Genomic DNA, 23,488 nt, shown 5'->3' with positions numbered 1-23,488 from the left:
TTCACTTCGTTTCGGTGAGAATGGTTAACGAGGTGGAAGCAATGGGTAACCCAAAACGGATTTATCACATCTTAATATTCATTTCAATCGGTCTATTGATTTTAATTGGAAGACTAGCACAAATCCAGTTGTTTGATACACTTTCCTTTTCACGTCACCAGATTAATCTAGTTGAAGAAAGTGTTGAGCAAAGGGTTCATTCTATTGCCATCGATGACGGTAGAGGTAAGCTGTTGGATCGTTATGGAGAATTGATACAAGAAGTCCATAAGCCTGCCGTCATCTTATTTCCTTTTTTAGTACGTGAGAACACACAATTACGTAAAATTAGTAATGTCCTGAAGGTTTCTGCAGAACAACTCGAACGTAAATTGGAGGACCGCTCAACTCCGTTCGTTTTTAAATCGAATGATATTTCAATTGCAATCGTTGAAGAAATTAACGAAATGCAAATTCCTGGAGCATATGGACAAATGATTGTTCAAGATCGTCAAACTGATTTTGCTGCACATTTTATCGGAGCGGTCCGTGAAAACCCGAAGCTTGTTTTAGAACGGTATCCAGATAGGGTTGAAAAAGGCTTATTAAATAAGACGACAGAAATCGGGATACGGGGCATCCAGAAAGCGTTTGATCCCTTTTTAGTTTCAGAAGGTGAATCTAAGCTTATTTACCATGTAGAGCAGTCCGGGCGCCCTTTATTCGGCCTGGATGTCAAATATAAAGCCCCATCAAACCCATTTTACCCGATTGCCTTAAACACCACGCTCGATCAGGAAAAACAGAAGATACTCGAGCAGGCAATTAGTGATGCACAGATTCAAAAAGGAGGAGCCATTCTTTTAGATGTTCAAACGAGCGACGTTCTTGCAATGGTCAGCCGACCTTTGTTTCCAGGTTCCAACCCGTTAAAAGAAGGAACTGAAAACCAAATGTTGATTCCGCAAACACCTGGTTCTGTTTTTAAAATTGTGACTGCTGCTGCCGCTATCGAACAAAATCTTCAGTTAGCTGATCGCCGATTCAATTGTGATCAAAACGTTTATCAGGATGATGTAGCGACCCGTAAATTAGGCTCGCTATCATTTGAGGAAAGCTTTTACCAAAGTTGTAATGCTACGTTTGCTGAACTTTTAAATGAGTTGGTACAGAAAGATGAAACTGTACTAGAGAATTTGGGTGAAAAGCTTGGGATCACTCAATATTCGGGCTGGAATGGTTCGGTTTTCCATCTTGATCCCTTTCAACATTTTCCTGGGGAGAAAAAGAATATTTTCTGGGGAAGCAATGAAGAAAAGCGTGTCCCACGGGCTGTTTCACAAACTGCAATCGGGCAGCTTAATGTACGATTATCTCCAATCTCTGTAGCAAATATGATGGCAATGATCGCAAGAGGTGGGGAAAAGAAACAGGCTCGTGCTGCTCTTTCCGTCGATTATAAGAATGGGGCGACTCTAGTGGAATTTGAAGAACAGGATATAAAAGGACCGGAGCTCTCTCGTTATACGATGAATAGACTTCAATCCCTCCTACAAGGGGTCGTGGAACATCCGAAAGGCACGGGCCACGCTTCGTTTGCTAACCTGCCGTGGGCTGTCGCAGGGAAATCCGGCACGGCAGAAAAGGGTGATACCGCTGAGAATAATAAATGGTTTGCAGGTTATTTTCCAGCAGATCACCCTAAATATGCACTTGTTGTGGTCGACTTGCAGGCAAAGTCCCATCAATCGAAAACGAACCGTTCCTTTGCACAAATCGTCCAAAAGCTTTATGAGTACGATCAACAATCCTTATCAAATGATTAAACGACACTCACTTTGTGATTTGGAAGCAAATGTTCTTGGAGGTAACGTTCTTTATATGGTGCAAGGATGAATTCAAACAAACTCTGTTCCGTTACATCCATCAGTTCAAGAGATGTTCCATCGTGAAGACAGACATGCAGTGTTTGAGTTTCCTTCGTATACCCGATTGTATGAAACGTCTTCAAGTTCCATTCATCTGAATGAAAAGTCGTAAACCGCATAAGTTCACCCCTCCTTATTGTTATATTGGTTATTTGGTTTCAGAATTCCTCTTTATCGACAAAACTAGTGCAAATATTACAAATTTTATAAATATAATATTGTGTACTGATCAAGATGGACAGAAAAAATAAACTCTTCATCGAATCAATGTAGAGTGTTAGAATATATGTAGAAATGGAGGGGGCACGATGAAAAAAGACTTTTCTTTTCAATCAAGGCATGAACGTACGAAGAAAAAGAAGCAAAATCTTATTTTAAATATTTTGATCGGGGCTGTATTTATCGGGATATTGGCGGTTGGAGCATCCATGTTGTTGGACGGGGATGAGCAAGCTGCAAGTACGGAACCATCAAATGACAATACAACAGCAATGTCTGACGATGATGATCAACAATCTGATGGTGCTAGTGAAAAGGATAATACATCTAATGATAATGAAAAGAATTCCTCTGAGGATGGAAATAAAGAGGATGATAAAGAAAAATCAGAGGAAGATGTATCTGAAGATGAAGACACAACAGGTGAGGACTCTTTGACTGAAGGTACGTATCGATCTGCTGACGATGGTGGCCCAGAAGGACCGTGGGAACCGGTTGGAACGGTACAAGAAGGGGAACACGTCTCAAGCTTTGACGATAGTTCTGTAGATTGGAAGGAAAAAAAGGAAGCACTCCAATATGCAACAGGCTTAACTGCTGATGAAATTGAGTACTGGTGGATTGGTAACGGCGGCTCTGCTCAAACTGCAAAGGGAGTCGTCAGCACCGCATCAAATAAGGAAAATCCATATGTTGTCATGCTCGAATGGGTCGCCGGTGAAGGTTGGAAGCCAACATCGGTAGAACGGGTTCCTGGTGCAGCATCGGATAAAACGGATGATACAGATGATGAATAACTAATAAGCTAGAAAATAATAGGGATGACTTCATAAATCATGAAGCATCTCTTTTTTTGTTTCACTTAGGTTTTTGAGGTTGAACACAGCCTGATAAAGGCTTGGAATATTGTTTTTTACCGAAAGATATGGTAACCTTGTATCCGTATTCAATTTAATTCATAGTATAATGATAGGAATAATATAGATTAAAAGGATGTGGCATTTCAAGTGGGTAGAGAATTTATCGACCTATTCAATGATTGGGCAGAGTCCTACGATGAAACGGTACACGGAACTAACAATGAATATCATGAAGTATTTGAACATTATGATGAAATCCTGAACCGGGTTGTAGAGAATTCCTCAGGTACCGTATTAGAATTTGGTGTTGGTACTGGGAATCTCTCCGCAAAGCTATTGGAGAAGGGGCGAAAGGTAATAGGTGTAGAGCCATCGCCGGCTATGAGGGCAAAAGCGCAGGAACGTTTCCCAGAGCTTACTCTTATAAATGGAGATTTTTTGTCGTTCCGGGAATTAGATACAAAAGTCGATACGATAGTAAGTACGTACGCCTTTCATCATTTAACAGATGATGAAAAAGACGTTGCAATCCGTAACTATGGAAAGCTGCTCGGTAACAATGGTAAAATTGTATTTGCAGACACTGTGTATGAACATGAACAAGCAAAGCAAAAGATACAAGAACGGGTGGAAAAACAAGGGTACACCAATTTGTTGGAGGACCTTCAACGGGAATACTATACGACGATCGGTGTGTTATCAGAAAGCTTTAATGCACACGGATTCGAGGTTTCATTTGAACGCCTCAATACGTACGTTTGGTTAATTAAAGCGCACAAAAAAGCGAAGTAAAGGAACGTGACTAATGAAAGTTGCAATTATTGGAGCAATGGATGAGGAAGTAGAATTGATTCTCCATTCGATTGGGGACTACAGTGAAAAGACGATCGCGGGTTGTACCTTTTATACAGGAGAATACGAAGGGCAGGAAATCATCCTTCTTAAATCTGGGATAGGAAAAGTGAACGCAGCGATTGCCACAACTTTATTGAACCAAATTTACAAACCAGATCATGTGATCAACACCGGCTCCGCGGGTGGATTCAACCCTGACCTCAATGTTGGAGACGTCGTAATCTCAACAGAAATACGTCATCATGATGTCGATGTAACGGCATTTGGCTATGAGTATGGTCAGGTCCCGCAACTTCCAGCTTATTACGAACCGGATGCACTACTCGTTGAAATTGCTGAGAAAAGTGCGAGGGATGTTACTGACATGCAGGTTGTAAAAGGTATGATCGCCTCGGGTGATTCCTTCATGAATGATGTTGATCGGGTTGCATTCATCCAAACGAAATTCCCGGAATTATTTGCTGCAGAAATGGAAGCAGCTGCTATCGGACAGGTTTGTCATCAATTTAAAGTACCTTTCGTTGTAATCCGGTCCTTATCTGATATTGCTGGTCAAGATGCACCAATGTCATTCGAACATTTTTTGAAAATTGCAGCGAAAAACTCTGCAGAATTGATTTTGAAAATGATAAAGGAGCTGAAGAAGCATGGCTAAAAAAATGAACGTAGAAAGCTTTAACTTGGATCATACGAAAGTAAAAGCACCATATGTACGTCTTGTTGGAGTAACAAAGGGTGACAATGGTGATGAAATCTCTAAATATGATATTCGATTCAAGCAACCAAACCAGGAGCACATGGAAATGGCTGGGCTTCATTCACTTGAGCACTTGATGGCAGAAAACATCCGTAACCATCATGAACGTGTCATTGATATTGGACCGATGGGCTGTCAAACTGGCTTTTATCTGTCTGTATTGAACCATTCTGACTATGATGAACTCTTAGATGTACTTGAAAAAACGTTGAAGGATGTCCTCGAAGCAGACGAAGTTCCTGCGTGTAACGAGGTTCAATGTGGCTGGGCTGCCAATCACAGTCTTGAAGGTGCTAAAGAAATTGCGACCACTATGCTTGAAAAACGTGACGAATGGAAAGATGTTTTCGGAGAGGAATAAATGAATGCGGTACTATAAAAATGTACAAGAACTGATTGGCCACACACCGCTTATTGAACTTACAAACTTCAACCTTCCGAATGGTGTAAGGCTCTTTGCAAAGCTTGAATTTTACAATCCAGGCGGCAGTATCAAAGACCGCCTTGGAAAAGAGCTGCTAGAGGAAGCGTTTACGAGCGGAAAATTAAAGCCAGACGGAACGGTGATCGAACCGACTGCTGGTAATACTGGTATCGGACTTGCGCTCGCTGCTGTGAATAAAGGAATCAACGTTATGTTTGTGGTACCAGAAAAGTTCAGTGAGGAAAAGCAGGAGCTTATGCGGGCGCTCGGGGCGACGGTTGTAAACACACCGACAGAAGAAGGCATGGTTGGCGCGATTGAAAAAGCGAAGCAGCTAGAAAAGGAACTTGAGGGCGCTTATTATCCTGCGCAGTTTGCAAACCCGGCCAATCCGAATACGTATTATAAAACATTAGGTCCGGAGATATGGGATGCCCTTGATGGAAAGGTCGATATCTTTTTAGCTGGAGCTGGGACGGGTGGTACGTTCATGGGTACAGCACGTTATTTGAAAGAGCAAAATCCCCAAGTGAAAACGGCGATTGTTGAACCTGAGGGATCTATTTTAAACGGGGGCGAGTCTGGACCTCACAAAACAGAAGGCATCGGCATGGAATTTTTACCGGATTACATGGATACCGATTATTTCGATGCGATCCATACCGTGACCGATGTGGATGCATTCGACCGCGTTAAGGAAATCGCAAACAAGGAAGGCCTACTCGTAGGAAGCTCTTCAGGAGCAGCTTTACACGCTTCCTTGATTGAAGCAGAGAAAGCCCCTTCCGAAAGTCATATCGTTACGATCTTTGCAGACAGCAGTGAACGATACTTAAGTAAAAAGATCTATCAGGGAGGTATTTGATGATGAAGCGCAAAACGAAAATGATCCATGGCGGCATCGTCGGTGACGAGCATACTGGCGCCGTTTCCACACCAATCTATCAAGTAAGCACGTATAAACAAGAAAGCGTCGGGAATTTCAAAGGGTATGAATATTCGCGGACAGGAAACCCGACACGGTATGCACTAGAAGAATTGATCAAGGACCTGGAAGAAGGGGAAGCAGGATTTGCTTTCGGTTCAGGTATGGCAGCGATCAATTCGATCATGATGATGTTCAATACTGGTGATCATGTAGTTTTTACTGATGACGTGTACGGCGGGACCTATCGTCTCGTATCGAAAGTGCTGAACCGACTCGGATTGGAATCTACATTTGTTGATACGAGTAATCTTGAAACTATTGAAGCAGCGATTCAAGACAATACAAAGGCGATCTATGTTGAAACACCAACGAATCCGTTATTAAAAGTAACCGATATCGATGGAGCATCAAAGGTTGCCAAAAAGCATGATCTCTTATTGATTGTCGACAACACGTTCAACACACCATACTGGCAAACACCAATTAAACATGGTGCGGATATTGTGTTGCATAGTGCTACAAAATACATCGGAGGACATAGTGATGTTGTTGCAGGACTCGTCGTTGTGAACTCGAAACAGCTTTCTGAAGACCTGCACTTCATCCAAAATTCCGCTGGAGCTGTTCTTGGGCCACAGGATTCATGGCTCTTGATCCGTGGTATAAAAACGCTCGGAATTCGAATGGAGGCGACGGAAAGCAACACAAAGCAAATTGCTGAATTCCTTGAAGGACATCCTTCTGTAACAAACATCTTTTATCCAGGGTTAACTTCCCACCCAGGCCATGAGCTCGCAAAGCGTCAGTCGGATGGATTCGGTGGAATGATTTCCTTTGATGTTGGCAGCGAAGAGCGTGCAGACCAAGTTTTAAGCAAAGTCCGTTACTTTACACTTGCCGAAAGCCTTGGAGCTGTCGAAAGCTTAATTTCTGCACCAGCACGCATGACCCACGCATCGATTCCAAAGGACCGTCGTGATGAACTAGGGATTACGGATGGCTTACTAAGAATCTCTGTCGGAATTGAAGACGTAGAGGATTTGATTGAAGACTTGAAACAGGCGTTAGAAGGGTAAAGTATGTGGGAGATGAACCGGTTTAATCGGTCATCTCCTTTTTAAAGTTCATAGAGGTAATGTCTACCATATGCATCTTTGCCTGTTAGTGTAAAATTACCCTTTTCGCAGTTAATTCCAGATTTTTGCAGTTGAATCTCAAATTTCGCAGTAAATCCAACCAATGTAAAAGTCAACGTACCCATACAAAGGGGATTCCGCGCCTTCATAAACGTTTAGTTAATGTAAATACAGCATTTTACCTCTTATCCGACGGATTTGTGCTCTTTTTTCTGGTGTATCATTCATGTAGCAAGATGATACACACTTAGGTCTAGCTTTTGCGTTCAAATGAAATATTAAAATTCTTCGCTTAATTCCATTATATGGAATTCGATACGTAAGACGACTTATGCTTCACTTAGCAATATAAGGTAGTTACTGATTTCCTCTTATTCGCCCCAACAATCCGTGTTAAAATGCGGTAAAGGGGTGGGGAAATATGTCAAAAGCAATGGTCAAAGATTTAAAGATCAAAATTGCAGATTACAAGCGTTTCAGTTTTGTACTTCTTGGCTTAAGTGCCTTTTTATATCTTGGCAGCATCATCCCGTTTGAAGGTAAGCAAGGGATCGACCAAATCATCCTATTGGCGATAAGCTACAGTGCAATAGGCGTTGCACTATTTTTTTATCGTAAAATCACAATTTGGAAAAAAGTAATAAAGGAACAATCATAGATTACGAGGGAGCGGCTGTATCGGCTGCTCTTTTTTTTTCGGGTTCAAAAATACCCATTTTTCAGAAAAAATAAACTAATTTCATTTTTAGGGGTTTACTTTTAGTAAAGATGTGGATATAATTAGCACCGTAGGTTAATATTAGCAAAAGGAGGTCGAGCGAAATGTTGAAATTATTCCGAATTGAATCCATCCAACAACTGAATCTTATAAGTAGTTCGGCCGGTAACACTGCGTTTTAACTGATTTTTCAACTTGTTAAAAACGCCACAGGCCGACGACTGCCTGTGGCTTTCTTATGCCTGAAAACAGTTTCATTTTGTTTTCGGTGATACGCCATGGGTAGGTATGCCCGTGGCGTTTTTATATGGACTAATATGAAAGGAGGCAAGAATAATGATAGGACTGAAACAGAAAAGTGAACATTGGCAAGCGCTGGAGGTATCCCATATTTAACATCATCATAGAAAGGAGGGATCCACTATGATGCCGATGCATTTATTTCTTTTAACAATCGTCAAAAAAGCATTGAAAAGTGAAATGACTTACGAGGAAATCGAAAAGAATCAACAGATTGAAAAACTTTACAATGAAACGCGTGACAAAGCATATCAATATATGAACATGCTTTAACAAAATCTCAAGGAGGTAGATGAAAGTGATACGAGGTATGTCAGGTAAAGTATTTCTTGATTGGATGGTAACGGAGAAAGATACGACCTGAAAGAATTTAAGACAAAAAGAGGTGAATTTATATGATGCCATTTCATTTATTTATTCTGACCATTTTTAAAAAAGTCAGTTCAAATGGTGATGCTGTTTCGATCGCCAATAATCAACGTGTTCAAAAACTGATGGATCGTGCACACGAAAAATCAGCACATTATACACAATTATTTTAAATGGTAAAGCAAGCGGGGGTCGCCACCGCTTGCTTTTTCTAACCTTCTGAAAAGTATAGCTTTTCAGAAGAATAATCCGAACGTGTTTTTAAATGACACTAAACCTACTCCTCATCCTCCTGATTTTGTATAGTAGGAGGGGATGGACAAGATGATTCGTCATAAGACCTGTTGCCCCACTCGATAGGTCCTTAGACTGATTCACAAGGATAATACCGAGACCTATTGATGTTTGGTATAACCTTATAAACTTCTATACGTTTTTAACATCACCTTGTTGGTAAAAGTTGGGAAATACAGACCGTTTTATCTATGATATTTAGCTCACATGTATATGAGTTTTCCCAATTTACATAAAGGCAACAAGGTATATAATTGGAAATATTAGTATGCTCACCACGAAAGTAGTTTTTTCGTCATCCTACTTTCTAAATACGTTAACTCGTTAACCGGAACAAGTATTCTGTTGTAGCTCTTACTGAAGCTTGTATCTTCTGATATGTGATCGCCATGTATTCTTTAAAGCGGGAATTCAATAATTTGGGAAATCTCGAATTAATTTATTCAAATAAGTCAGAAAATTCTATAAAATGAAGGAGGTGTTATTATGTTGTGATTTTGCTCATTGCTCTTCACCATTCGGACGAAATTTAATCCAAAAATTGGAGGGGTTGAAATGGCAAATACGATAGAAAAACAATTGAGGACTTCAGGTGATATCAGGGAAGCACCACTGTTGCACAAGAAAAGATTTAATCTTGAAGTATTGCGTAACAACAATGAATGGGAAGAAATGGGTGAACTTTCATTTTTCAAAAATACAGCTTTTCTTAATAATGAGAAGCTCTATAATGTTCATTACCACAAGCCTACTAACAGTGTCGTATATAGCTTTGACAAAGACATCGATCATCGCTCAGGCAGATTGTTTTTCACCGAGAATAAGACGGCTTTTATCGGATCGTTAATAGACGACAGCGGTAACACACTTACTGTCAGAGGGACGAATTATTCAACAGTATTCCTTACGAAACGCAGACTGAAAAGTCATCCAGATCAGCCATTAGTTGATTGGGTGCAGTTCAAAATCGTGAATAAGTGGGAGGATGGAACGAATCATTTAGAAGCCTCATCACCTATCCTTCATACGTATTATTACTTAGGTAATCAGGACGTCTCGGAACGAACCGCTGTTACACATGTTGATCCAAAAACCTGGAATACAACCATTGAAATGACGCCATCTCTAGGACCATTCGGTGATTCAGATTCGTTTCAAATTGTAATACCATGTGGCACGAAGGGATTCTCCGGTACGTATGATGATGGATCCGGTACAGAATATGATTGGTCAGGGAATGCCGATACGCCAAGCTTTCTGCAAAACCTTGCACATCCAAACGATTATGCAGAACATGACCATGCTACAACTGTAGAACATACCTCGCCTAGTATGTTCAGTACTTTATTAAGAAGCAAGGTTAAAACGGGCCCTTCCAAAAGTATACAGGATTTGAATAGTATCTCCTCAATATATGAGGTAGAGGATAAGGATGGAAATAAGAAAACGATTGATTTTGCCCAGTCTAAAACCGGGGAACTATTGAATTATTGTATGATCAACGCAGAAGATCCGAAGTGGGTAAACGAAATTTTCGGACATCCATATAACCTTGAAACATCTGGTGTTAAAAACATATTTAATGAGCATACCAGCTTTTTTAAGGATCATTCCACCATGGCGATCGGTCAGCTACTGTATGATAATTTAAGTAATACTGATCAATACAAAGAGGATATTTCTAAAATCCAGCCTGATAAACTTAAAGAGGCGTGGGAGAAGCTTTCTGAAAGCAAGACGTATTGTGAAGTCAGCCAAAAGTTGTATATAGAGGGGTATAAGATCAACGTACCAGGTATCCAGCCTTATTTGGAGGACAATCCTAAAGCATGGGCAAAACAGTATTTTGAATTCTTGACGGACCACACGAACCTTTCCATCTGGCAAGCGCAGATTTCAAGTCACCAATTTGCGAATATAAAACAACAAATGTATGAATGGTATGTAAAGCTATCTGTGTTGGATGATGAAACATATCACTTCACCAAAGAAGGCAAAGTACTTCAAGAGGGTACTGCAAATCAGGATGATGAGATGAAAGCGACATATGGACAGCAAATGTTGAATATTGCCTATGGAGCTATTTTAGGGGTGGCTTACAATAAAGTGAGATGGAATGAAGATATTGGTCCATTCCTACAAAAGATCATCGAAAATGGTCTTTCGGGTGATATCAGCGATTTAACAGATGATATGATCAAACAAAGTGTCGAGGAACAAAGAAAAATCTTCAATGAGATGATTTCCACTTTCGATAATGTACAAAATTTTATGGATAATGTCATACAAATCATGACTATATGGGCTAATAAAAATCCCAACAGTAGAATGACCGATGCTAGTGAAAATCTGTACGAAAGCCTAACCGAATTGTTTGATGAACGAAGTACAAACAGAAAAATTTGGGACGGATTTAAAGAAAAAGGACCTAAAGCCCTTGGCATGTTACTGTACGGTGCAGCTGCAGGTTATTTAATCTATAGTATTGTAGAAGATGCAAAGCATGGCGATCTCACACCAGCGAAAATCATCCAGGATATTGGATTGGGGATGCTATCTCTCGGACTACTGGTGAAGGGGACCCAGGCATTGATGTCGATCGGTTTAGGTGATTGGCTCAGAATACAGTCACTAAAGCGGACGGGCTTTCTTGCAGAGACAGCCGGATCTATATCAAAATGGTTCACCAAGGAAGGATTCGTTGCTGAGAATACACTAGGTAAAGTGTTTACGAAGATATTCGGTGAAAGTTATACCGAGTTTTTTGCTAAGCGTCTTGGCCCTGCCATGGCCGTATTCGGAATTGTTATGGCTTCCGTATGGCTATATAAATCAATTGTGTCCGGTGCTATCAAAGAGATTGTCTTTGAAGCATTGAATCTATTTTTTGCGTTAGCGGATGCAGTATTCATAGGTCTGGAGCTGATGAGCTTCGCATGGGCAGGTCCAGTCGGTCTCGTAATTGCCGGAATAGGCATAATCGTTGCACTTGTTCAGTTAATCTGGGGCTTGGTAGATCCGCCGAAACCGCCGAAAGATCCAATCCAACAATATATTGCAGATCCTTTAAAGGCGAAAGGGTTCGCCGTCTAACAACAACTTTTTCCGGGTGCCTAGCACCCGGTTAATTTATTAAGGAGTGAAAACGGATGATTCTGAATGGTGTAATTGACCGAAATGTGGAGCAGATGATGCTGGCATTACCCGGATTCGAAATTGGCGACAAGGTCCATGAATTATATGTTAATAAGCTAATAGGTTCTGTACCCGGTAAATATAAAGATTCAATTTTTAGTCCAGGTACCGAATATAGAAAGATATTCTTCCCGAACTGGCAAAAAGAAAGGATAACAGATCAAATTGTATCGAAAACGGATTTGAATGAACGATGGTGGTCTGATTTTTCTGTAGCGCTTCTGTGTCAATCCATGGATTATCTTACAAGCCGGCTAAAAAATCAATTAGAGACAAATAAGATCAACGGGGAAGTGAATCGGAGAAATGCACAGCTCGCTGAACAATCTATTCATTTTTACAGTTTGGCACTTTCCCAATATTTTAATGAATTTAAAGAAGCCTTAAATCGGATATCGGACTATGAAGCAGCTAAAAAAAAATATATACAAGGCTTGAAAGACAATGTCGGTTTGCATCAAATATGGTATACAGCTGGTCAATGGAAAAATCCTCATTGGGAAATGTTCCACCATTTTACTAAGCTGATTGTACTTGGAGCTTCAGATAATGAAATTGACTCATTGATTGATCAGTTAAGGGATCTAGGATTGCCAATCCCACCTGAGGTTGATAAAACAACATGGAAATACTATACCTCTTACCTTAACAATAAGAAAACCATCGACCATGTGGATATCGATAACTTAGCGAGAAATGGGATATTGAAGGATGTGTCCATTTTTGTCCCTGGTGGTTACATGCCGGCTAGGCTGTCTGAAGGGTACTCTTATAATTTCACAGCGAACGGAGAACCTGGGAATATGTACCGAACACCGCCAAGGGGGGGAAGCTGCTTTACAGCGGATACGTGGGTGCTGATGTCTGATCAATCGAAGAAAAAAATAAGTGACATCCATCCAGGAGATATGGTTGCGACTGCACATGGTTATAGAGAGGTAGCATTTGTTTCAAAGCCATTATTACATGGAAGAAATTTATATCAGATCAACGATTTATCGTTTGCATTTACCGAAAGCCATCCTTTTTTGAATGGTGTTTACGAGGAAGGTCATTTGAATCCAGAATTTTTATGTATTTCACCGGAAGCATTGAATGAATTTTCACCTACCTTCAATGAACGAGGGGTCGGCACCTTGTCAACCGGATCAAGGTTAGCTGGATTCACTAATGAAGATCCCACGCATCTTCAAGAAATCGAAATTAAAACGGTAAAGTCTGTACAAGATCCTACTGACAACATACAAGTCTTTGATTTAATCTTGTCTCCGTTGCAAGAAAATAACATACCTCAATTTTTTGTCGGCAGCGAAGATCAGTTTTTCCTGGTGACCACAGAAATGCCATTGTTGAGCCATATACCTAATGCAACCGTTTCCATTCTTTATTGTTTAAAAGAGATTATGGGGGAAATTTCAAAAGTGAAATTTGTTGACGATCTTTCATTAGAAGAAAATTTTGAGAAATTATACAAGAGACTTACTCTGTTAGGAGAAACGGTCCTGAACCATGCGGTTAATGATGTTGGTCATTTCATTGATCCTACCGATATCATTCATAACCCTGATCATGAATTACCTTCCAAAGTAGAGACGGAAATTAAAGATTTCCTCAATGCAGTTAGCGCCTTGGATAATGAACAAAATATAATCTTTGGAGCCTATTTTGAAACGCTCACTACTTTTTTAGTAGATCAAATAGAAATGGTTGCCCAGCTTGGATGGAGGAACTTCCAAAAGGATCCTGGCGACAAAATAGCATTATCCCTAGGGGCACTTCATGTCCATTGCCAAAAATGTATTGTACCGGAAACACGCTTGAAATTGAAAATCAATGTTTATGATGACGGCGGACTGAAAGAACAGCATGTCAGATGGAACGATTTAGGAAGAGAAAATACCCCTTTTGCAAGCTATTTTGATCAGGTCATCTATTTAGATACCACCTATACACAAGGTGGGAACTTTCATATTGATTTTGAATTTTATGTTGAGGATTCTATGAGTCCGCTTTTACTTTATAGAAGTTATTTGCCTGATCAACAGGAATCCTTTTACAGAAGGTATACGCCGAATGTAATCTCTGGAGAAAACACGTATTTAGGTGAGTTCCATTTTGATTTACGTGTATACTCTGATGACATCAAGGAAGAATATAACAATTCCGCCCTATGGAACGAGCTGTCACAACTGCAATATGCTTCTCAGCTTGGGAAGCAGATCGGTCTAAGATTAAAAGATGTTTTGGCTCACTATAATCGTAAAGAACAATTATAAGTTGTAATCATTATTTGTACAGACACACCCAAGCCCATTCCTTCATAGGATTAAGTAAGTGTGAAGTTGCCTATGGAGGTGAGGGTGTGTCGAGTATTATCGCAGCATTGGCTTATTTCTTTAAGGAAGTAGTGTTCTTTGTTTCGTATGTAAAGAACAATGCTTTTCCACAGCCCCTTTCAGCAAAAGACGAGAAAAAATACTTGAAGGAAATGGCTGAAGGAAGTGAAGAAGCGCGAAATCGATTGATTGAACATAATTTGAGACTCGTCGCCCACATTTGTAAAAAGTTCGAAAATACTGGTGAAGACACTGAGGATTTAATTTCAATCGGTACGATCGGATTGATCAAAGCGATCGAAAGCTATTCGCGGGGGAAAGGAACGAAGCTTGCAACCTACGCTGCACGCTGTATTGAAAATGAAATCCTGATGCATCTTCGTGCAATCAAGAAAACGAAGAAGGATGTTTCTCTACATGACCCGATTGGTACAGATAAAGAGGGCAATGAAATCACTTTGATCGATGTATTGAAGGCAGAACTCGATGACATCGTGGATACGATCCAACTGAAAATGGAAAAAAAACAGATTTATGAGCATATCCACATTCTTGATGACCGAGAAAAGGAGGTCATTGTCGGTCGATTCGGTCTTGATATGGAAAAAGAACGGACACAAAGGGAGATTGCAAAAGACCTGGGAATCTCAAGAAGCTACGTCTCCCGAATCGAAAAGCGGGCATTAATGAAGCTTTTCCACGAGTTTTATCGCCAGCGGCAGGATAAAGAAAAAGGGTAAATTGGAAGTAAACAGCTCTCAGCAAATTGCTCTGAGCTGTTTTATTTTGTTTGTAAAGTTGACTTATTAATAAAATTATTTCAACTTAGCTATTTAAGGAATTTACGCCTAGTGAAATATCGCCGAGCTGGAAATACATACTACTATACATATGATGATGAACATGTAGTCCACATTTTGAATCAAGTCATCCATCAATAGGGAGGTAAATCAGATGGGTCACCATCATAACCACAGCCATCACCATTTTGAAGAACAACGTGAAGGAAATAAAAGAGGACTTCTTATTGCACTGCTGATTACATCGGGGATTATGGTGTTAGAGTTCTTCGGTGGATTATTCACGAACAGTTTAGCGTTATTATCCGATAGCGGTCATATGTTAAGCGATGCAAGCTCGTTGGCACTCAGTTTGGTAGCGATGTGGTTTGCGAGCCGTCCCGCGTCACCTAATAAAACGTATGGATTTTATCGCTTTGAGATTTTAACTGCGTTATTCAACGGAGCAACCTTGTTCGTGATTTCTGGATTTATTATTTACGAAGCGTATGAACGATTTTTAGAGCCACCATCTGTTGCTAGTGGAACAATGATGCTAATTGCTTCAGTCGGTTTCATTGCAAATCTGATCAGTGCTTGGTCATTAATGCGTAAAGGCGATGTGAAAGACAATGTAAACTTACGAAGTGCCTATTTACATGTCATCGGGGACGCGTTAGGTTCGGTTGGAGCCTTAATTGCCGGACTCCTAATGTTGGTTTTCGAGTGGTATATTGCAGATCCGATCATCTCCGTTGTTGTCGCTTTACTCATTTTAAAAAGCGCATGGGGTGTCCTTCAAAACAGCATTCATATTTTGATGGAAGGGACACCTTCAACGATCAATCAAGAAGATGTGAAGAACTTACTTACTAGCATTGAAGGAGTTAAAGACGTTCACGACTTGCATATTTGGACGATTACATCTGGACTCGACTCGTTCAGCTGTCATTTGCTTATAGAAGATGATAAAGAGAGTCAGATGATTTTACAACAGGCGATTGATTTAATCCGTGAGCATTGTAAGATCGAACATACTACGATTCAAGTGGAAAAATCAGACTTGCAACATGGCGAAATGCAGGTTTAAGTCAAATGAAAATATACTGTTTTAGTTCTTTTTTTACTGGTAATAAGTGTGTTGCATCTATATAGAGAGAAACAACCAAATTATAAATGCTCATTGAGTTGAGTAATCCAATATTGGTGGTGCTCTTAATGAATCGAAGACAAAATATGTGGTTACCTCTTATTGCGGGAGTCGGAATTGGCGCTGCAGCTACTGGGATGATGAGAGGCAGAGGTGGAAACCTTAGAAACCTGACTCAGACAATTCCTGGTATGAATCAGATGGCCGGAGCAACAGGAGTAAATAACCAACAAAATCAGTAACCATCTAAGCTCATCTCATCAAACGAGATGAGCTTTATTTAGTATTGCAACAGAATGACTTTGGATCAATTATTCAATTAGGTCGGATCAGCTTGATTGAATACTGCATCACTCTCGTGGTGATAATGAAAGTAACCTACTTATGGGACGGGTGAAATAATGTCAGTGATCAATTGGATTAAAAAAGGAAATAAATCATCAGGGATCGCAGCGGTTGGAAATACGATTCTTGCCATCATAAAAGGGGTTGCAGCAGGTATCAGCGGCAGTGGAACGATGCTTGCGACAACACTACATTCAGCAGCAGATGCAACCAATCAGGGATTTGTGTTTTTCGGCAGTATCCTTGCAGAAAAAGAACCTACAAAGCGATTTCCAACAGGTTTTGGACGAGTTGTAAACTTATTTGTCCTTGTTGCAGTGGTCGTCATTTCAATAATGGCATATGAAACAATAATAAAGGGTTGGGAGCTTATCCAGCACCCAAAACCATCATCGAATATCTGGTTAAACGTAATCATTCTCCTTATTGCCGTTGTCATCGATGGATATGTCCTCATTAAGGCGACGAGAGAAATCTTGAGAGAAACACGCACAGAGGCAAGTGGCTTCGGTATTTTTGGTGCAGCGATTAAGGGTGTGTCTCTTGCAGCACCGCCAACAAGATTAGTCTTTTACGAGGATATCATCGCAACTTTTGGTGCATTACTTGCTCTTATAACGGTGGTGTTATCATATTTGACGGGCTTCTATCTTTTAGACGGGGTAGGGACGTTATTAATTGGTTTACTTTTAATCGGAATCGCCTTGAAAATCGGATATGAAAACACAATTGGCTTGATTGGGGTAACGGCACCTCAGGTAGCTGTAGACCATGTTGCGGAAATCATTTTATCCCATCCGGATGTAGTTGATATTTATGATATGCGAGTACTTCAAGAGGGAAGGAAGTATCACGTTGAAAGCTATATTGAACTAAGAAAGGGCTTTTCACTTGCGGATGCGGATGATATCAAGTTTAAAGTTAAGGAAATGGTCCTTGAGGACTCGGACATTGGGGATGTTACATTAGGCATTTTGGAATCGGATGACGTTAAGCATTGGCAGAAGGAAAAAAAGAACAGGGGTTAGCCCGCTCCTTTTGCTTCATTTTAAACCTTTTTAATTTCAAGTTCTTTGATTTGGTGGCCATCGTTTTCGGTAACGGTAAATTGATAGCCGTCTTTTTCAATGGTCGTTCCTTTTTCAGCTTCCATTTTTTCTGAGAGAATCCATCCGCCGATCGTATCGATTTCAGTGTTATCAATGGTTGTCCCAAGTTTTTCATTAACCTCAGCAATCAACACTTTTCCATCTACTATTGTTTTGTTTTTATCCACCTTTTGGATCATCGGTTTTTCATCGATATCGAACTCGTCTTGTATTTCACCGACAAGCTCCTCAACGATATCTTCAACAGTTAAAAGACCTGCGGTTCCGCCATATTCATCCATGACAATAGCCATATGACTTCTTGATTTTTGCATCTTTTTCAACAATTCTTTAATCGGTGCCGTTTCACTGACATGGGCGACAGGCCGGACGTATTCATTTAGTGGTTTGTTCTTATCGCTTATGTAGTCATTAAAGATTTCTTTCACATTGACTACCCCGAGGATTTTATCCTTGTCATCAAAAGCAACAGGATATCGAGTATATTTTTCTTTTTTCATGATCGAGAGGTTTTCTTCAAAAGAATCCTCTAAAAATAAACACATCATTTCGGTACGCGGTATCATGATTTCCTTCGCCATTCTTTCGTCAAATTCAAACACATTATTGACGAATTCCATCTCAGCTTTGTTAATTTCGCCTTTTTTATAGCTTTCAGATAAAATCATTCGAAGCTCTTCTTCAGAGTGTGCTGCTTCATGCTCATTAGCTGGAGGTAAGCCAAACATTCTCACTAACACACGGGCTGCACCGTTTAATGTCCAAATGAATGGAAACATCACTTTACTAAAAAGGATCAGTGGTTTTGCGAGTAACAAGCTGATTGCCTCGGCCTTTTGAATCGCAAAAGATTTAGGAGCGAGTTCACCGAAAACAACATGTAGGAATGTAATGAGAGCAAAAGCAATCGCAAAGGATAACGTTGTTGTTACGGGTTCAGAAAGTCCCATGCCTACAAATAAAGGGTGCAATAAATCTTCAATAGTCGGTTCACCCAACCAGCCAAGACCGAGAGCAGTAATCGTGATTCCGAGCTGACAGGCAGATAAATAACCGTCAAGATTACTGATTACTTTTTGCACTGCAATCGCATTAGCGTTTCCTTCTGCTGCGAGTGCGTCAATTTTTGTTTTGCGAATTTTTACAATTGCAAATTCCGCTGCAACGAAAAATGCTGTCAGTATTATGAGTATTACGATCATGAACAAATTAAAAACTTCCATATGGGGGATGACGTAACAATAAGCCAGCCCCTCACACCTCCTATGTAATCAATATTAAAAGGCACGGTTTGATTATTCATGCAAGCAGATCCGATTATTAGAGTCGGATGCGTAAACAGATTGGATTCCAATTCCCTATAAGATAGTACTTCCCAATGCATATCCTCCTTATCATACACCTGTTATTATACCCTAGACATGAAGGAATCGTACAACTAACGAACCGTTAGTTGAACATGAAAGTTGTGAAATTGACCATGCTAAAAAGGAGGCTGACCCGAAAAGCAACATGCTTTAGGATCAACCACCTATACTTGGGATTCTAATTTTTTAATTGCGCTAACTCGTTTCTAGTAAAGTCCATCAATGTTTGAATCATGTCCTGCGAAAAATCAAATCGGATGCCAGCTGTCTCATAAACTTCAGGTAATGACTTTGTGCCGCCGAGTGATAATGCTTTTTTGTAGTTCTCAAGAGTTTGGATCGGGTTATCTTTATACTGCATAAGCATCTGCACAGCACCAAGCTGCGCGATAACGTATTCGATAAAATAGAAAGGGACCTCGAAAATATGAAGGACGATCAGCCATTGATCCTCAATCCATTTTTCATAACTATCCCAATTCACTTGTCCGCCATCGAATCGTTTATGAAGTTCCTTGAATTTCTCCTTTCTTTCGGCTATCGTGTGGTGTGGATTTTCGTACAACCAGTGTTGAAACTGATCGATTAACATGCCATAAGGTACAAGGCCGACGACACCTTTAAATTGGTCTCGTTTTGCGCGTAGTAAATCTTCCTCATTTTCATAAAAAACATTCCAATAGTCCATCGTTAACATTTCCATAGACATACTTGCCAACTCGGCTGACTCCATCGGGATCTCACGGTATTTCGATAGTGGAATACCCTTTTTTAAATGGTCGTGGATACAGTGACCCATTTCATGGAGCAAGGTTATGACATCATCATGGCTTTTCGCAGCATTCATAAAGATGAATGACATCTTGGAAACTGGCAAGTATTCGCAAAAGCCACCTTGGGATTTTCCTTTCCGGCTTCCTAAATCAAGTGAACCTTTTTCATCCATGTTTTTAAGAAGGCTGGCAAATTCGGGTTCCATCTGATTGAAAATAGTGGTAGTACCATCAATTAATTCCTCTGTCTTTTCAAAAGGCTTTAATCGTTCCTGGCCGGTCGGGACGGCTCGTCGATCCCACGGACAGTAGTCTTCAACATTGATTTCACGCTTATGTTCTTGTTCTAGCTCTCCTGCAAAAGGAACGACATACTTGGAGACCGATTCGGCAAGTTGTTTGCAATCTTCAGGTGTGTAATCGAAGCGTTCATATTTCGCAAACATATAATCTCTGAAATTGGCGAATCCACTGTTCTTTGCTTTTTTATCGCGAATCTGTATTAACTCGCTAAGAATCTTTTGAAGTTCAGACTCGATCGATGCAAACGCTTCATACATTAACGTCATCGCTTTTTTTCTTATATCTCGATTTGAATCTTCAAAGTACTGACGGACTTGATTAATTGTAATTTCTTCACCATCCCATTGAATAGTGAGTGAACCAGTCAATTCAAAATATTTCGTTACGAGTCGGTCTTCCTCGATTTCTAGTTCGATGTTTTCTTCGTTGTATAGTCGCATCGCATTTTCTTTGAATTTAATCAGCCTGCTGTAGTAGGCAGAATCCAGCTCGGACACGAACGGGGATTGTATGAACTTTAAATCAAGCAAATATTTATAACGCTTTAGCATTGGTTGGACTTTCTGCTGATCATGCTCAACAGCCTTTTTCACTTTTTCATCAGTGCTGAAACATTGAAACTGAATGTAATGCCCCATCAAGCTTTCGTCAATTGAATCGTAAAGTTCAGTTTGTTTTATTAGCCAGTTTTTCAACTCGACGGCCGAATTGATCGGCTCGTCCTTTAATGCATTTAGTTCTACTTCAATTTGATCAATGTCATTCAAGTTGATTTTTTCAATATGGAATGTCACGATATTTATCTCCTTTCCATGGGCGCCTTAAGAAGATCCCTAAATCCGCACTATTAAATGTATTCGGTTTTAAAAAGTAAACTCCTCTTCTCTGATTTGAAACCTTTTCCAGTTAACGGTCGTATGAAAATACAAGGGGGAATGTGATGGTGAGATTATTATTCAGTGTCGGATTTATCGTTCTTATAATCTTAATAGCTTTGACTTGGGGAAAGGGTGGGAATTGGGCTGAAGAACGCTTTTTTAAAAATGATGGGTGAACGTACAAAATTGGTAACACTAGTATTATTCACAATAATTCTTGAATTTTTGATTTCATGGGGATTATCGGTTCGTTCGGGTTGGTTGCTGATTGATACATTGTTCATGACGAGCATACTGTTTTTTGTATTAGGGTGGTTGTCTGCAATGTCCAGAAATTATGAAAATACAGCGAAAGCAGCAGGGAAATATTTAAGTGGGAAGGAGACAGGTCAGGTTACTGTTTATAAATTTTCGTTAACCCCTGCTATTGCTTGGGACGTGCCTTTTCGGGAGTATAAGCATCGTTGCAACAATCATCATTTATTTACCATACATATTATAAATCGAAGACTTATTGGAGGGGCTTGATGAATGAATATACTTTGGGACTTTGACGGAACAATCGTCGATAGCTATAAACTGTTTGTTTCATTGTTTAAAAAGGTTTTAGGGGAAAGAATTTCTGAGGATGAAATTCTCTCACATCTAAAGGTTTCCTTTTCGCACACCATAGAGCATTATGAATTGTCAGATCACCAAATAAGGAAGATACGGAACCTGGAAGCCAAGCTTGAACCAAAAGAATTCATGCCCTTTCCTGATCTAAAAAAAGTGCTGGGGCTTGCCGATCGTAACTTCATTGTCACCCATAATTCACGGGAGGTTGTCCTGGAGGTTTTAAACGAATATCAACTAGCCCACTTTTTTACCAGGATCATAGGGGTTGAGGATCAGTTTCCGAGAAAACCCGATGTTCGTGCGTATGAGCACATAATGGAAGATTATCCGATCAACCTCGTAGTAGGTGATCGTAAACTGGATTTGATTCCTGCAAAAAAGCTAGGAATCCCTACGTGCATTTTTCAAAATGAAAAGTATGCGGAAGCAGATCATTCAGTACATTCCTATCTAGAACTTTATCAACTTCTTATCAAGCGGAATTAGTCACTTTCTGTCGGGCTCTTTCCAAATGGAGTAACGTAAAGGACAGCAATGCAGAAGTACAGATCAATATTGATCCAAAAATATAAACCATACGGACTCCAAGTAAATCAGTAACAATTCCGACAAGAAGGACGGATAAACCGACTATGGTGGACATTAAGATTCCTCGGGCTGCATAAATTTTTGGCAATACATCAGTCGGCACACTCGTTTGAACAGCGGTTTGCTGGGCAATATCGCGAATTTGATATGCGGGCCCCATGAACACACACAAGGCTAATGCAATCCACGGTGTGCTATTGATACCGTAAAGAAAAGTAAGGACACTGAATAGAAACGAACCGATCGCCATACTTAAAACAAGATGCTTTTGTACTTTGTTAGCAATCACAAGAGCAAGCAGTCCCCCAAGAATCGTACCTAAGTAATAACTCGAATTGATGTAGCCCCACCAATCAGCCCCTTGTCCTAATGCTTCTTTTACGAAGACAAGTGTGATCGCTCCGATCCAGATGGCACCTGCGATTCCTTCAATTACATCCATCGTCGTAATCATGCGGATCGTCTTATTGTTCCATAAAAGCAACCAGCCTTCCTTTGAAGCCTCCCAATTGGCTTGTTTCATTTTTGAAGGCAACTCTTGAAGTGATTTTAAAGTAATGAGTAAGAAGGTGGTTCCAAGTAATTGAAGGATGGTGGTTGCTGTTAACGTGAACGTTGTGCCGAACGCAACAACAATCATCCCTGTAAATGTATAACCGGCTAACTGAATAGTATGATTTGAAAACGTCAGGTAGCTGTTCGCCTTGACGAGTCGATCGTGATCAACTAGTTTTGGGACAATTGTGTTTAAAAGCGGATTAAGCCACCCTGATACGAATGAGGTGAATAGTATAAACAGCAATAAAGCAAACATATTCGTTGAAATATAGGGAAAAACAAGTGTGAATAAAGCTAACATTACTGGCTTAAACAATGCCAATATCCCCACTAGGCGATTAAATTTAAATCGTTCCACAAGTAACGGGATCGTAAACCCCGCAAAAAGACCCGCAATGATTTGAAAAAGGGGATACATCGCTGCATAGGTTGCTGAACCGGTAGATTGAAAAATAAAAGTTACGATTGTCATTATGTACAAAACGTCTGCAAGTGCCATTGAGGTTTTTGCGAACAAAAAAGGAAAGAACGTTTTCCCGATCATATAATCACCATGCCTTTTGTGTCTTGAATCAAATGATATTAATTATAACATGAAAATCATTATAATGAATGGATCATCGCAAATAAGTTTAATGTTTGAACTTTAGTGGAAATATACATAAGAGAAGAACCGTGATGAGGTGATTAAAAGTATGGACGATATCATTTATTCGGTAATA

Annotated in this window: 22 protein-coding genes and 1 pseudogene; 19 read left to right on the top strand and 4 right to left on the bottom strand. The window is 40.1% G+C overall.

The window, feature by feature from the left end; all coding sequences use genetic code 11:
* Nucleotides 1–41: 41 nt before the first annotated feature.
* Nucleotides 42–1,805 carry a peptidoglycan D,D-transpeptidase FtsI family protein gene (locus MOJ78_RS14315; protein ID WP_304978014.1) on the top strand — a complete coding sequence of 588 codons (1,764 nt, stop codon included), beginning with the start codon at nucleotides 42–44 and terminating at the stop codon, nucleotides 1,803–1,805.
* Here MOJ78_RS14315 and MOJ78_RS14310 read toward each other — a convergent pair.
* Nucleotides 1,802–2,026, bottom strand: coding sequence for a KTSC domain-containing protein (locus tag MOJ78_RS14310; RefSeq protein WP_304978013.1), 225 nt, complete (start codon nucleotides 2,024–2,026; stop codon nucleotides 1,802–1,804). The genes MOJ78_RS14315 and MOJ78_RS14310 overlap by 4 nt on opposite strands.
* Nucleotides 2,027–2,215: 189 nt before the next feature.
* Between MOJ78_RS14310 and MOJ78_RS14305 the strand changes: the two genes are divergently transcribed.
* From MOJ78_RS14305 to MOJ78_RS14230, 16 genes and pseudogenes are all read left to right on the top strand, one after another.
* Nucleotides 2,216–2,923, top strand: coding sequence for a YrrS family protein (locus MOJ78_RS14305; protein ID WP_304978012.1), 708 nt, complete (start codon nucleotides 2,216–2,218; stop codon nucleotides 2,921–2,923).
* 210 nt (nucleotides 2,924–3,133) lie between these two features.
* Nucleotides 3,134–3,778, top strand: coding sequence for a class I SAM-dependent DNA methyltransferase (locus tag MOJ78_RS14300; protein ID WP_304978011.1), 645 nt, complete (start codon nucleotides 3,134–3,136; stop codon nucleotides 3,776–3,778).
* 13 nt (nucleotides 3,779–3,791) lie between these two features.
* Nucleotides 3,792–4,496, top strand: a complete 705-nt coding sequence (mtnN, locus tag MOJ78_RS14295) for a 5'-methylthioadenosine/S-adenosylhomocysteine nucleosidase (RefSeq protein ID WP_304978010.1) — start codon at nucleotides 3,792–3,794, stop codon at nucleotides 4,494–4,496.
* Entirely contained in the window at nucleotides 4,489–4,959 is a 471-nt protein-coding gene (locus MOJ78_RS14290) for an S-ribosylhomocysteine lyase (RefSeq protein WP_304978009.1), read from the top strand. The genes mtnN and MOJ78_RS14290 overlap by 8 nt, the downstream gene beginning before the upstream one ends.
* Before the next feature lie 4 nt (nucleotides 4,960–4,963).
* Complete coding sequence (locus MOJ78_RS14285; protein ID WP_304978008.1) at nucleotides 4,964–5,887, top strand: PLP-dependent cysteine synthase family protein; 924 nt, start codon at nucleotides 4,964–4,966, stop codon at nucleotides 5,885–5,887.
* Nucleotides 5,888–5,889: 2 nt separating this feature from the next.
* Nucleotides 5,890–7,026 carry a bifunctional cystathionine gamma-lyase/homocysteine desulfhydrase gene (locus MOJ78_RS14280; protein WP_304981268.1) on the top strand — a complete coding sequence of 379 codons (1,137 nt, stop codon included), beginning with the start codon at nucleotides 5,890–5,892 and terminating at the stop codon, nucleotides 7,024–7,026.
* 481 nt (nucleotides 7,027–7,507) lie between these two features.
* Nucleotides 7,508–7,744, top strand: a complete 237-nt coding sequence (locus MOJ78_RS14275; protein WP_304978007.1) for a YrhC family protein — start codon at nucleotides 7,508–7,510, stop codon at nucleotides 7,742–7,744.
* Between the two features lie 483 nt (nucleotides 7,745–8,227).
* The gene (locus MOJ78_RS14270; RefSeq protein WP_304978006.1) at nucleotides 8,228–8,377 is read left to right on the top strand and encodes a YrzI family small protein; all 150 of its coding nucleotides are present in this window, start codon (nucleotides 8,228–8,230) and stop codon (nucleotides 8,375–8,377) included.
* Nucleotides 8,378–8,499: 122 nt separating this feature from the next.
* Nucleotides 8,500–8,646 (top strand): hypothetical protein, encoded by a 147-nt coding sequence (locus tag MOJ78_RS14265; RefSeq protein WP_304978005.1) that lies wholly within the window; start codon nucleotides 8,500–8,502, stop codon nucleotides 8,644–8,646.
* A 676-nt stretch (nucleotides 8,647–9,322) separates the two neighbouring features.
* On the top strand, nucleotides 9,323–11,860 hold the full coding sequence (locus MOJ78_RS14260; RefSeq protein WP_304978004.1) for a hypothetical protein: 2,538 nt from the start codon (nucleotides 9,323–9,325) through the stop codon (nucleotides 11,858–11,860).
* A 56-nt stretch (nucleotides 11,861–11,916) separates the two neighbouring features.
* Nucleotides 11,917–14,238 carry a Hint domain-containing protein gene (locus MOJ78_RS14255; protein WP_304978003.1) on the top strand — a complete coding sequence of 774 codons (2,322 nt, stop codon included), beginning with the start codon at nucleotides 11,917–11,919 and terminating at the stop codon, nucleotides 14,236–14,238.
* An 86-nt stretch (nucleotides 14,239–14,324) separates the two neighbouring features.
* Nucleotides 14,325–15,038 (top strand): RNA polymerase sporulation sigma factor SigK, encoded by a 714-nt coding sequence (sigK, locus tag MOJ78_RS14250; RefSeq protein ID WP_304978002.1) that lies wholly within the window; start codon nucleotides 14,325–14,327, stop codon nucleotides 15,036–15,038.
* Between the two features lie 81 nt (nucleotides 15,039–15,119).
* A pseudogene (locus MOJ78_RS14245) lies at nucleotides 15,120–15,239 on the top strand (transcriptional regulator); the annotation flags it as partial.
* 13 nt (nucleotides 15,240–15,252) lie between these two features.
* The gene (locus tag MOJ78_RS14240) at nucleotides 15,253–16,167 is read left to right on the top strand and encodes a cation diffusion facilitator family transporter (RefSeq protein ID WP_304978001.1); all 915 of its coding nucleotides are present in this window, start codon (nucleotides 15,253–15,255) and stop codon (nucleotides 16,165–16,167) included.
* A gap of 128 nt (nucleotides 16,168–16,295) precedes the next feature.
* Nucleotides 16,296–16,469, top strand: a complete 174-nt coding sequence (locus MOJ78_RS14235; protein ID WP_304978000.1) for a hypothetical protein — start codon at nucleotides 16,296–16,298, stop codon at nucleotides 16,467–16,469.
* A gap of 159 nt (nucleotides 16,470–16,628) precedes the next feature.
* Nucleotides 16,629–17,600: a cation diffusion facilitator family transporter gene (locus MOJ78_RS14230; RefSeq protein WP_304977999.1), complete on the top strand. Its 972-nt coding sequence runs from the start codon at nucleotides 16,629–16,631 to the stop codon at nucleotides 17,598–17,600.
* A gap of 20 nt (nucleotides 17,601–17,620) precedes the next feature.
* On the opposite strand, the gene MOJ78_RS14225 is transcribed toward MOJ78_RS14230, so the two are convergent.
* Complete coding sequence (locus tag MOJ78_RS14225; protein WP_304977998.1) at nucleotides 17,621–18,904, bottom strand: hemolysin family protein; 1,284 nt, start codon at nucleotides 18,902–18,904, stop codon at nucleotides 17,621–17,623.
* A 322-nt stretch (nucleotides 18,905–19,226) separates the two neighbouring features.
* On the bottom strand, nucleotides 19,227–20,918 hold the full coding sequence (locus MOJ78_RS14220) for a M3 family oligoendopeptidase (protein WP_304977997.1): 1,692 nt from the start codon (nucleotides 20,916–20,918) through the stop codon (nucleotides 19,227–19,229).
* Between the two features lie 270 nt (nucleotides 20,919–21,188).
* Between MOJ78_RS14220 and MOJ78_RS14215 the strand changes: the two genes are divergently transcribed.
* Both MOJ78_RS14215 and MOJ78_RS14210 read left to right on the top strand, forming a co-directional pair.
* Nucleotides 21,189–21,530 (top strand): hypothetical protein, encoded by a 342-nt coding sequence (locus MOJ78_RS14215; protein WP_304977996.1) that lies wholly within the window; start codon nucleotides 21,189–21,191, stop codon nucleotides 21,528–21,530.
* Between the two features lie 3 nt (nucleotides 21,531–21,533).
* Entirely contained in the window at nucleotides 21,534–22,106 is a 573-nt protein-coding gene (locus MOJ78_RS14210) for an HAD-IA family hydrolase (protein WP_304977995.1), read from the top strand.
* Here MOJ78_RS14210 and MOJ78_RS14205 read toward each other — a convergent pair.
* Complete coding sequence (locus MOJ78_RS14205; protein WP_304977994.1) at nucleotides 22,093–23,310, bottom strand: MFS transporter; 1,218 nt, start codon at nucleotides 23,308–23,310, stop codon at nucleotides 22,093–22,095. The two genes, MOJ78_RS14210 and MOJ78_RS14205, sit on opposite strands and share 14 nt — an antisense overlap.
* Nucleotides 23,311–23,488 lie beyond the last annotated feature (178 nt).

Origin of the sequence: Alkalihalobacillus sp. AL-G, assembly GCF_030643805.1 — a bacterium.
Classification (GTDB): domain Bacteria; phylum Bacillota; class Bacilli; order Bacillales; family Fictibacillaceae; genus Pseudalkalibacillus.
This window is presented reverse-complemented; position numbering and strand designations above follow the sequence as displayed.

Coding starts and splice junctions, on each gene's coding strand:
- MOJ78_RS14315 (WP_304978014.1), top strand. CDS start 42: ATGGGTAACCCAAAACGGATTTATCACATCTTAATATTCATTTCAATC.
- MOJ78_RS14310 (WP_304978013.1), bottom strand. CDS start 2,026: ATGCGGTTTACGACTTTTCATTCAGATGAATGGAACTTGAAGACGTTT.
- MOJ78_RS14305 (WP_304978012.1), top strand. CDS start 2,216: ATGAAAAAAGACTTTTCTTTTCAATCAAGGCATGAACGTACGAAGAAA.
- mtnN (WP_304978010.1), top strand. CDS start 3,792: ATGAAAGTTGCAATTATTGGAGCAATGGATGAGGAAGTAGAATTGATT.
- MOJ78_RS14290 (WP_304978009.1), top strand. CDS start 4,489: ATGGCTAAAAAAATGAACGTAGAAAGCTTTAACTTGGATCATACGAAA.
- MOJ78_RS14285 (WP_304978008.1), top strand. CDS start 4,964: ATGCGGTACTATAAAAATGTACAAGAACTGATTGGCCACACACCGCTT.
- MOJ78_RS14280 (WP_304981268.1), top strand. CDS start 5,890: ATGAAGCGCAAAACGAAAATGATCCATGGCGGCATCGTCGGTGACGAG.
- MOJ78_RS14275 (WP_304978007.1), top strand. CDS start 7,508: ATGTCAAAAGCAATGGTCAAAGATTTAAAGATCAAAATTGCAGATTAC.
- MOJ78_RS14270 (WP_304978006.1), top strand. CDS start 8,228: ATGATGCCGATGCATTTATTTCTTTTAACAATCGTCAAAAAAGCATTG.
- MOJ78_RS14265 (WP_304978005.1), top strand. CDS start 8,500: ATGATGCCATTTCATTTATTTATTCTGACCATTTTTAAAAAAGTCAGT.
- MOJ78_RS14260 (WP_304978004.1), top strand. CDS start 9,323: ATGGCAAATACGATAGAAAAACAATTGAGGACTTCAGGTGATATCAGG.
- MOJ78_RS14255 (WP_304978003.1), top strand. CDS start 11,917: ATGATTCTGAATGGTGTAATTGACCGAAATGTGGAGCAGATGATGCTG.
- MOJ78_RS14240 (WP_304978001.1), top strand. CDS start 15,253: ATGGGTCACCATCATAACCACAGCCATCACCATTTTGAAGAACAACGT.
- MOJ78_RS14235 (WP_304978000.1), top strand. CDS start 16,296: ATGAATCGAAGACAAAATATGTGGTTACCTCTTATTGCGGGAGTCGGA.
- MOJ78_RS14230 (WP_304977999.1), top strand. CDS start 16,629: ATGTCAGTGATCAATTGGATTAAAAAAGGAAATAAATCATCAGGGATC.
- MOJ78_RS14225 (WP_304977998.1), bottom strand. CDS start 18,904: ATGGAAGTTTTTAATTTGTTCATGATCGTAATACTCATAATACTGACA.
- MOJ78_RS14210 (WP_304977995.1), top strand. CDS start 21,534: ATGAATATACTTTGGGACTTTGACGGAACAATCGTCGATAGCTATAAA.
- MOJ78_RS14205 (WP_304977994.1), bottom strand. CDS start 23,310: ATGATCGGGAAAACGTTCTTTCCTTTTTTGTTCGCAAAAACCTCAATG.